The 9,913-nt window shown below is 33.2% G+C and carries 8 protein-coding genes, 1 tRNA gene and 2 rRNA genes; 1 reads left to right on the top strand and 10 read right to left on the bottom strand.

The annotated features are described in order from the left end of the window. The 9 genes from CS063_RS17140 to CS063_RS17100 form a co-directional block, all read right to left on the bottom strand. Window positions 1-172 (bottom strand): 16S ribosomal RNA (locus CS063_RS17140); the annotation flags it as partial. A 357-nt stretch (window positions 173-529) separates the two neighbouring features. Beyond that, on the bottom strand, window positions 530-2,563 hold the full coding sequence (locus CS063_RS17135; protein WP_099450890.1) for a PAS domain S-box protein: 2,034 nt from the start codon (window positions 2,561-2,563) through the stop codon (window positions 530-532). An 18-nt stretch (window positions 2,564-2,581) separates the two neighbouring features. Continuing rightward, entirely contained in the window at window positions 2,582-4,567 is a 1,986-nt protein-coding gene (locus CS063_RS17130) for a sensor histidine kinase (RefSeq protein ID WP_099450889.1), read from the bottom strand. A gap of 177 nt (window positions 4,568-4,744) precedes the next feature. Next, window positions 4,745-4,820: transfer RNA gene (locus CS063_RS17125), tRNA-His, on the bottom strand. A 5-nt stretch (window positions 4,821-4,825) separates the two neighbouring features. Then, a 5S ribosomal RNA gene (gene rrf / locus CS063_RS17120) occupies window positions 4,826-4,943 on the bottom strand. A gap of 78 nt (window positions 4,944-5,021) precedes the next feature. Continuing rightward, on the bottom strand, window positions 5,022-5,429 hold the full coding sequence (gene ndk / locus CS063_RS17115) for a nucleoside-diphosphate kinase (protein ID WP_099450888.1): 408 nt from the start codon (window positions 5,427-5,429) through the stop codon (window positions 5,022-5,024). Window positions 5,430-5,528: 99 nt separating this feature from the next. Next, complete coding sequence (locus tag CS063_RS17110; RefSeq protein WP_099450887.1) at window positions 5,529-6,128, bottom strand: TIGR04100 family radical SAM protein; 600 nt, start codon at window positions 6,126-6,128, stop codon at window positions 5,529-5,531. Then, on the bottom strand, window positions 6,125-6,655 hold the full coding sequence (locus CS063_RS17105) for a TIGR04002 family protein (protein WP_099450886.1): 531 nt from the start codon (window positions 6,653-6,655) through the stop codon (window positions 6,125-6,127). The genes CS063_RS17110 and CS063_RS17105 overlap by 4 nt, the downstream gene beginning before the upstream one ends. Further along, entirely contained in the window at window positions 6,652-7,482 is an 831-nt protein-coding gene (locus CS063_RS17100; RefSeq protein ID WP_099450885.1) for a pyridoxamine kinase, read from the bottom strand. Before CS063_RS17100 ends, CS063_RS17105 begins: the two co-directional genes overlap by 4 nt. A 150-nt stretch (window positions 7,483-7,632) precedes the next feature. On the opposite strand from CS063_RS17100, the gene pdxR reads away from it, so the two are divergent. Next, window positions 7,633-9,042 carry a MocR-like pyridoxine biosynthesis transcription factor PdxR gene (pdxR, locus tag CS063_RS17095; protein WP_099450884.1) on the top strand — a complete coding sequence of 470 codons (1,410 nt, stop codon included), beginning with the start codon at window positions 7,633-7,635 and terminating at the stop codon, window positions 9,040-9,042. 58 nt (window positions 9,043-9,100) lie between these two features. Here pdxR and CS063_RS17090 read toward each other — a convergent pair whose 3' ends face one another. After that, window positions 9,101-9,721 (bottom strand): DUF488 domain-containing protein, encoded by a 621-nt coding sequence (locus CS063_RS17090; RefSeq protein ID WP_099450883.1) that lies wholly within the window; start codon window positions 9,719-9,721, stop codon window positions 9,101-9,103. Window positions 9,722-9,913: the final 192 nt, after the last annotated feature.

Genomic DNA, 9,913 nt, shown 5'->3' with positions numbered 1-9,913 from the left:
GTATTAGCGTTCGTTTCCGAACGTTATCCCCCTCTATAGGGCAGGTTACCCACGCGTTACTCACCCGTCCGCCACTAAGCTTTGGGAGCAAGCTCCCTTAGCTTCGTTCGACTTGCATGTGTTAAGCACGCCGCCAGCGTTCATCCTGAGCCAGGATCAAACTCTCATAAAAAAGTTTGTCCATGCAACTTATGTTGCTGACTTATTACTTAGTACTTTATAGTACTCGTTGAACTTAAAATTAAGTTCATGAATCGACTGGTTTTATGGTTACTATTTTGTTTTCAATGTTCATTATTTACTCATTTTTTGAATGAATAAACTTGTTATCACTTATAGGTGACGACTTGTATTATATTACACGACTTAGCGACACAAGTCAACATCTTTCTTATTATTTTTTTAAGACTTTTATAAATCTTACTCTGTCAATTACATTTTACGCCTCTTAGGCTGTTCTCCTAATACATTATATGGTCTAAACTGCTTATTTTTTATATAACATAAGAAAATAAGTGACATATTTTCCTTAGGATATGTCACTTAATTCTACTTGAAGCTTATAAGCCCCCCATAAATCTTCTCTTTTATAACCTTCTTTTACTTTTTCTTCTTCTTTAAATTCTATAGGAAATTTAAAGACTATCTGTTTTGGATTTATATCTTTTGGTGCGTAAGTAATGCTCCCATTTTGAAGCTTAGCAATTTTTTCTGCCACATTAAGTCCCAAATCCCCACTATTCGTTTCTATTCTTGCTTCTTTTTTTACTGTTTCATTTAATAATTCCTTATACTGAATAGAAATATAAATCATCTCTTTTTCTTCTAATTTGACTAATATTTCTTCCCCCCTATCTACCCTTTTTAAAACATAACTCAAAAGATTAATCATAATTCGTTCTAAACTAGCTGTATCACAGTACATATTCTTTTCTTCAATCGTTGTATCAAAAAGAATAGTAGCTGTTTCTACAAACTGAGCCACCTCAATAGTAATCGTCTCTATAACATCCACTATATTACACTTTTCATAGTTTAGTTGGTAGCTGTCCATATCCATTCGTGTTAAATCAATAAGATCATTGGACATTTTTAGAAGTTTATAGACGCTATTATCTATGTTTTCTATTGCATTTGCTATCACTCTATACGCCTCATCTAATGGATAAGCTATTAAATCCTTTCTTATTAATTGAGATAAAGACAAGATAATATTAAGAGGTGTTTTAAACTCATGAGATAACGTAGTAAAAAATTGATTTTTCATCTTCTCCTTTGCAATAGCAAGTTGAATTTTTTGATTTTTTTCAGCTATCCATTTCTCCTTGGTAATATCCATCCCTATTCCTACTATTACTTCTTTTCCATTAATATGGGTGCTTTTTGTATCCCAACAAGTCCAAATGCATTTTTCATTCGGACAATGATATTCCTGGACATAATGTCGCAGATCACCTGCCTTATTGATATTTAATAGCTTCCAAAAATTCATATGTTGTAATTCTTCTTGGGTATAACCCAAAACTTGTTGCAGTTCTCTGTTTGTCCTCTTGAAATTCCCTTCACTATCCATGATACAAAATAGATTCTTAGAATCTTCAATAAGAAGATGATTTTTTTGTGCTGTTAACCTATACGTTTCTCTATCCTCTATGTATTTTTCTACGAGTAAGTATTTCTTTATAAGAAGAATTAGCTTATCACCTAAATTATAGAAGTGTCCCTTTTCATAAAATAAACTTAAATTATCAGACTTAGTACCATGTATTACTACCCCTAATAAATGTTGATCAATATGAATAGGATAAGCCATTATATAGCTAATTCCTTCCTTTTGCAGAACTCTACGATATTCCCCATTAAGCCTCGTATCAGTTACATCTATTACTTCTTCATAGCCTACAACGTCAATTATTTGTCTAACTATTTCTTCGTTAATATTATAGTTACATGGATGCATCTTATAAGCCTCTGAATACCCTTTAGCAACACTAAGATCAAACATTTGTTTATCCACATCATAATAATAGATGGCTAAAGATACTTTATCCTCATTACTCTTAAAGCTTTCTTGTAATTTATCTAAGATTTTTTTAAATACCTTGTAGTAAATGGGGGATTGGATCTCTTTTTCAAAAATGAATCCTTTCATTTTAGGCACTTCTTTGACTATCTTACTTTCTAAAATACTTTGTTTAATCATTTTCCAGATTAAAATACACCCTTTAACTGTATCATCTTCATTTCTTAGGGGTGTCAATATAACTTCCATCTCTAAATAATAATTAACACCTACTACTTTACAATTATCTGCCCTCGTTATCCCCTCTTCTAATACTTTGCTAATATCTAATCCTAGCTGCTCTATATCGTTTTTCCCAAAAATCTCTTCTATCTGCTTCCCTATAATGTTTTCTTTGATATAACATTGATTGGTAATCTTTTGTATTAATTCACAGGCGTATTCATTAATATAAACATATCTTTTCGAGGTATTTAATATAGTTACCCCTATATTACTATTATCTAATAACTCTTCTAGATCATTTATTGTATGTCTCATGTTCCTCTCTCTTCCTGACTATATATCTGCAAACTCTTTTTCCCAACCTTTTATATCCGTTTCACTAATCTGTTTTATCTCTTTAGTGCTTATCCATCCCTCTCCTATACACGGAAGTTTGATATAAAAACAAGTACCTTGCTCTAATTCACTTACCACTCTTATTTCACCTCTATGTAGTGTTACAAGCCCTTTTACAAGAGCTAACCCTACCCCACTTCCTTCTTTTCTTCGTGTTAATGAATTATATCCTCTTACAAAGCTCTCAAATATTTTATCTAACTTCTCCTTTGGAATCCCTTCCCCTGTATCAGCTACTTCGATAAAAATTTCTTCTTCTTGCTTATTTAGTTTGATATGAATACTTCCTCCTCTTTCTGTATACTTTATCGCATTTGATATTAAGTTAAGAAATATTCTTTGTATTTGTTTTGCATCACAAAAGATAATAACTCTAGTAGTAGGTTTATCTAAACAAAGTTCCAGTCCCTTATCTTCTACATAATTTCGGATAGATGCCACCATATGCTCCATAAGTTGCACTATATCGTAGTATTCTAATTGAAGCTCAAATGCTCCTCTCTCTATTTTATTATTATCTACAAGATTACTCACAAGCCTTTCTAATCTGTTTCCATTCTGTCTAAGCATCCCTATATAGCGCTGCCACCCCTCTTTATTTTCCATCTCCTGATACTCTTTTAGAAAACTTTCAATTACTTCTACGTTCTCTAATAATACGCCTATGGGCTTCTTTAGTTCTTGTGTTGTATAAGTAAGGAAGTCTCCTTTAACACGCTCAAAGGCTATATCTCTTTGCAAATGTACATATTCCTTTCTCATCTTCTTTATCTCTGAAAGATTTCTTCCTCTAATCATAAATTGTTGCATACTAGGAATGTACTTCATATAACAGATCATCTCTTCATAACTTCCTAAATGATTTTTTAAACTTACCTCTTGTTCTATATAATGCAAGCTTTTATCTGTCATAAGCCTACTACATGCTTGCTTAAACCTTAACCTACTCTCAGGATGAATCAAATCTTCCAATGGTCTCTCTGCTAGCTGCTCCATCCTCCATCCTAGGAGTTCTTCCCATTCACTCCCTATATTCATTATCTTTCCATCCTCGTTCATAATAATAACTAATTGCTCTATATGATTCAGTAAAAACTCTAGTTCTTTTTCTCCCTCAAAACGTTTCGCTATTACTTTTTGTGCTTGTTTATAAACCTTTATATACTTTATAACTAGACCTAAATAATAAATATTTCCTCTTATCCCCAAATCTAGTCCTTTCATACGATCAAAAGGTTTGTTATAAAAAATTGTAATAAATCCAATAAATGATCTCCCAATTAAAATAGGGTATATCCTAAGCCCTTTCATCTGCAAACCATTCACTAATTCCTCTAAAATTCCCTTTAATTCATTTATCTTTAAGAAATGACCATAGTATCTTTCTTGTTCTAATAAGTCATTTTTTTTAAGAGGTATAAACTTTTTCTCTAAATCACATAGCATCCCTTCATTTACACTAACTAAAAATTGTAATTGTAACTCCATTTCTTCTTCTTGATTTAAAAATACAGCAATGACATCACCTTTACTTTGAGCAAGAATTTCATCCAATAAACTCTTTACTTCCGATAACCCCTCATTTAAATCAAGTTGTATTTTCCCTGGTATAGTTAACCTTTCTATTAATTTATAGCTCTCTATGAAATAATCTAATAAAAAAGTGTCTGTAGTAATATCTTTTGCTAGATTATAATTTCCCTTTTGCTTACCCTCGCTATCATAACGTGGTATCTGCACGCTTTGATAACAAGGCCTACCATTCGTTTCTCTATCTTTATTAGTTGAATTAAGTGTAGCCCATTGCGTATGATAATTATTATTACCATAAATAATGCTTCCTTTTTCATCATTTATCCATACTAAAAAAGGTAGCTTATCTAAAACCTGCTCTAAATCGCTCAGGGTATAACCTTTATCCATTCTTAATCCTCCTAAAAATTATATTTTTTACATATTTTAGCACTAATTATTCATTTTTTCTATAGTTTTAATTAATTTGTTATAATTTATCGTATATTTAAACTATTCATTATATTCCAGAACACAAAAAAATGTACTATTAGTTATTCTATGATAACTAATAGTACATTTTAAATAAGGTGGGAGATGGGGCTCGAACCCACGACACCTGGAACCACAATCCAGTGCTACTACCAACTGAGCTACACCCACCATCAAATTTGGCAACCACCTACTCTCCCAGTCCGTCTCCAGACAAGTACCATCGGCCGCTTAGGTCTTAACCGTCGTGTTCGGTATGGGAACGGGTGTTTCCCCTAAGCGCATCATCACCAAAAATTTATTTACTGTTGTAACAGTAATATAACTATACATCAATCTCTTACATATGTCAACTACTAAGTTTATCTTTTTACTACATTTTATGATTAAACCATAACTCTAATTCTCTTTCTGCATGCTCTAAAGAATCTGAACCATGGATAAGGTTTCTAGTTACTGTATTAGCATAATCTCCTCTAATCGTCCCTGGGATGGCTTTAAGGGGGTCTTTGTCTCCCATAATACTTCTCATCACTGCAATCACATCTTCACCTTGCACTTCCATAGCCATCACTGGCCCTTCAAGTATATAAGCTACTAGTTCCTCAAAAAATGGCTTGCCTCTATGATCCTCATAATGCTTCTCTATCAGCTCCCTTGTTGGACTAAGTAATTCTGCTTTAGTAATTTTAAAGCCCTTTCGCTCAATCCTTCTGATAATTTCTCCGATTAATCCTCTAGCCACACCATCACTTTTAATCATGATAAACGTTCGCTCCATAGATATCTCTCCCTTTTTATATACTTTCTATTCCTCAGTATAAACTGCTGATAGCTTTTCTATACAAGTTAGTGATTGTCTATATCATTATACCTCTTTTTATTCAATAAATGTTCTTATTCTAAATTTAATATTCCTTTCTGTGGCTATTCTACGACATGCCTCTATTTGCTCTTTTGGAATGATATCTACTACAGAAAAAGTTATATCTTCTATAAATTCCTTTGCCTCCTCTGCAAATTTTAACACTGCATCAAAGGATTCTATTCCAAACCGTGGCCTCACAATCTCCAAATACGCTTCTTTTGTTGGTGCATTTAAACTGATAGAAAGACCATCTACATACCCCTTAAGCAAGTGGGCTGTTGGTTTTTTATGAATAAGATCTGAAAGTCCATTTGTATTAACTCTGATCTTGATATCACTCATACTTCTTACATATTTACAAACTTCAATCACTTCATGAATCCTTATAAGAGGCTCCCCATAACCACAAAACACAAGCTCCTTATAATCCTCTAAGCAAAAGTTTTTAAAATCTTCTATTATTTCTTCTACACTTGGATCATGAGGTAGCCATAAGTTATCTTCTCCATTGACATTGTCATGATCTATCCTAATGCAAAACTTACAAGCGCATGGGCATTTATTGGTTACATTTACATAGAGACTGTCTCCTAATTTATATAAAATAGTCATCCTATATCCCCTTTCAATTGTTGTTTTAGTTTAGCTTTTAAATGAAGTGTATCAAAGGTATATCCTACTGCTAGGAATACAGTTGCACTTCCTATAGGTTGTAAAAGCCCCGCTGGTAATGTCGCAAATGCTGCTATAAAATTACCATATATTATACCTTCTGCTACAATGTAGCCTATTGTCCCTGTGAGCCCTGCTAGGACAAGACCTATGCTATGACGCTTAGTAATAAACTTGTTTGCCTTACAAGTAAAATAAGGCACAAGTAACGGCTTAATAAGCATGGTAGGAAGCATCCAAATGATACAACCTGGAGTTGTAAAATCAGCTAACCCTGCTCCTATAGCACCACTCGCCATGGCGTAAGGCATAGGTAATAGACAGGCTGCTAGATAAATCACGGCATCCCCTACATGGATAATATGGTTGTTACCTCCTATAGGTATATTAATCCTTGTTCCTACGAAGGTAATAGCAGCAAAAAGCGCTGTCATTACCACTAATCGTGTTTTTTCATTTTGTTTCATGTTTCTCCCAACTCCTTTAAAAATACTTCATATAGAATACCTTCTTGTGGACTTATCTCATAGCTAGCTGTATATGCAACTGCTTTAGCAATAAAAGTGCTAGCTGTCTGTACTGCCTTTCTAAGAGATTTTCCTTTAGTAAGCTGTCCTGCTAGTATAGAAGCAAAAATATCCCCTGTTCCACTATAAGAAATACCATTGTAGGCTACCTTTTCTTCAAAAAATTCATTTTTATTAAAGTCCATACCTAAATTACTTACAATTTGCGATCCTTCACTTTGACCTACGCCTGTAATCACAATCTGTTTAGGTCCTAGCTTAGAAAGCTCTTTTGCATATGTATAGATTTTCTCTTTATCTACCCCCCAACTCCAATCATAACCTGTTAAAAGAGCAAACTCTGTCTTATTCGGTGTAATGACTTCAGCATAAGAAATCAATTTCTTCATATAAGAAGGATAATCTTTCTCGTATATGGAATAAAGCATGCCATTGTCTCCCATGACAGGGTCGATAAGTACCAGTGTTGCTTCTTTCTTAAAAAGCTTAATAAATTCAATAATCAGTTCGACTTGCTGTTTAGATCCTAAAAAGCCTGAGTAAATCCCATCAAAGTCATAACCTATTTGCTTCCAATGCTCAAAGTATTCTCTCATGTAAGGTGTAAAATCTAAAAAAGAAAAAGTTTTAAAGCCTGTTTGATTAGAAAGAAGAGCTGTAGGTAAAGGACATGGTTGAAGTCCACAACTTGCTACAATAGAAATGGCTACATTTAACGAGCACCTTCCTATCCCTGATAAATCATTAATAACTGCTATTTTTTCCATTTCTAGTCCTCTCTTCTTCTTATACCCTTTACTTTAATCAACCTTTATATTAAAATAATTGTATGGGTACAATTCCTTTAATAGTTTTGATTAATAGTTGTATTCTTACATATATAAGTTATATTTTCAATACAAAGGAGATATCTTTTTATGAAACACAAAATTGTACGGATACAATTTGATACAAAAAGTGGTGAACCTCTCTACCTTCAACTTTTTCAATACCTTAAAGAATGCATTTTAAATGAAGAAATTATTTATGGGAGTAAGCTTCCTGCTATTCGAAGTTTAGCTAAAGAGTTAGGCGTTAATAACATCACTATTATTAATGCTTATAAACAATTAGAGCTAGCAGGCTATGTAACCTCCAAGCAAGGAAGTGGTTACTATGTGTCTAAACGCCTTCGTACATCTCTCTCCCCCTCTTATACACCTAAAAGTAAAGAGCAAAATGTCATTAACTTTGGTAGTGTTTCTCCTCATCCTGAGATTTTCCCTGTGGAAACCTTTAAACAATATATTACCGAAGCAATTGATAGAGATAAAGGTTTTGCATTTGGTTATCAAGAAATAAATGGTTATTTACCTCTTAGAGAAGTTTTGACTACCTTTTTATCTCAAACCTATAACATTACTACTTGCAAAAAACAAATACAAATCGTTTCTGGTGGTCAGCAAGGCCTTGATATTATCGCCAAAAGTCTTCTTTATTCTGGTGACAGCGTCATTACAGAAAATCCAACCTACAATGGTGCTGTTGAAGTATTTAAGTCACGAGGGTGTCGAACAGTTCCTGTTAATATTCATTCACAAGGTATTAATCTCATTGAATTAGAAAAGAAAGTACGAATATGTAAGCCTAAACTTGTCTATGTTATGCCTAATTATCAAAATCCAACAACCTTCTGTTATAGCAAATCTACGCTTTTAGAACTCTTAAAGCTTGCTGAGACTTATCAGTTTTATATTCTTGAAGAAGATTCTATGTGTGAACTCTCTTATTCTCACAAGACTAATCTCACCCTTAAATCCTTTGATACAAATGATCGAGTAATCTATCTTAAAAGCTTTTCCAAACTCCTTATGCCTGGACTTCGTATGGGCTTTATCATTATGCCATCAACTCTTTGTGAAAGCTTCACTCGTACCAAACAAGCTACAGATATTTCTAGCTCAGGGCTTATTCAAAGAGCACTTGATTTATATTTAAGAAATAATAAATGGTATGAACATATCCTCTATATGAGAGAAATCTATAAAAATAAGTATGAATACATGCTTGAAAAACTAGAAATGCTTGAAAAATACAATATCCAATTTTTTATTCCTGAAGGCGGACTTTGTTTTTGGCTTACCCTTCCACCTCACCTCTCTGCGGAAAAACTCTCTGCGGAATGCTTAAAAAACGGTCTTATTATTTTGCCCTCTCCTATGTATTTTTCTCACTTAGATTCTTTTAAGGATAGACATATCCGCCTTAGCTTTGCTAGTTGTAGCTTTAATGAAATTGAAAAAGGGATAACTATTTTAAGGCACTGTTTAAATACTTTAATGAATTAAACTTTAATAAGTAGAAAAGGACTATCATGCAATTTCATTCATTACATGATAGTCCTTTCTATTTTAAACGCTCCACACGATAGCCAATAAATTTATTAGCTCTCCTATAACCTTCCCTTATCTCCTCCTCTTTAGATAAGGTTTCTCCTGTATGAATATTTAGCATAAGTTGGTCCTGCTCCTCATAATAACGCTCCTTTAAGGCTTCTTCTAGCTGTCCCTGAGTAGCAATGCCACCCTTGTGTAAAATATGTCTTACTTCAAAACCATAAGTAATAAGCCATCTACCGACCAATGCATAGCGATGACATTCTACAGGATTTTGCCTTGCCCCCATAAGTACAATATGGTATCCCTTTTCTAATCCTTTCTTTAACCTTTCTACACCATTTAAAAAGTCACTATCTGTTCTTACCTGTTCAAAATCAGCATATCCCTCTGGTAAATAGAGTGAGCGATTACTGCGTTGAGCTGCAAACTCCTTTCCCATGTAGACATACTTTATGCCATGCTCCATTAAATTTGCACCTATTACATTTTTATCATATTGCTTATTATACTTAGAGTAAGGCGTTCCTCTGATATCTGCCACATATTCAATACCGTATACTTTTATTCTTGAAACAAAGTCTTCCATTGTATAATTCGAATGACCTATTGTATAGATAACCCATTTCATCTTTTAATCCCCTTTTATAGATTCCATACTTTTGTTTATACTTTTACTTAATATGTGCCAATTCATAAAATAGTATGATGTTAAAATGCCTATAACACAAAAAGCCTTATTCAAAAAGCAGTTTTTCTGCTTTTAATAAGGCTTTTTTCACTTATACTCTCAAAAACAAATACTACGACATACTTTGTTTTA

The organism is Sporanaerobium hydrogeniformans, assembly GCF_002735925.1.
Classification (GTDB): Bacteria; Bacillota; Clostridia; order Lachnospirales; family Cellulosilyticaceae; genus Sporanaerobium; species Sporanaerobium hydrogeniformans.
The sequence above is the reverse complement of the archived record's forward strand: the minus strand, read 5'-3'. Positions and strand labels throughout refer to the sequence as shown.